A 330-nucleotide genomic window follows, 5' to 3' on the forward strand; every position below is an offset into this window, starting at 1 on the left:
TGCATCTCCGCCTAATACTACAGCGGTAAAGGTACTGTCTTCAAAAATATCTTTGTACTGTCCACTCGCTTCAACGCTTTGATTCTTAATTAAGGCTTTAAAAGCAGCTTGTACATCTTTACTCTTAGATGATGTTTCTAATTTCACATAAACTGTTCTACCATAAGCTACATTTGATACCATAACAGGCGGAGCCGCCTTACTTACCCCTTTACGAGTTAACTCGTCAAAAGTAACACTATTATCAAAAAGGTCTGATGGATTGTTAGGTAGTTCTGCACTTACGGTATAAAAGATTTGCTTATATGCCGCAACCATCACTTTTTTCTC

The 330-nt window shown here is 37.6% G+C and carries 1 protein-coding gene; it reads right to left on the reverse strand.

The genetic code is table 11. The annotated features are described in order from the left end of the window. Positions 1-330: thiol-activated cytolysin family protein (locus tag JDS96_RS33550; protein WP_199669143.1), on the reverse strand; the 330-nt coding region annotated here is incomplete at both ends.

Origin of the sequence: Bacillus cereus group sp. N21, assembly GCF_016483395.1 — a bacterium.
In the GTDB taxonomy this organism is placed as follows: Bacteria; Bacillota; Bacilli; order Bacillales; family Bacillaceae_G; genus Bacillus_A; species Bacillus_A pseudomycoides.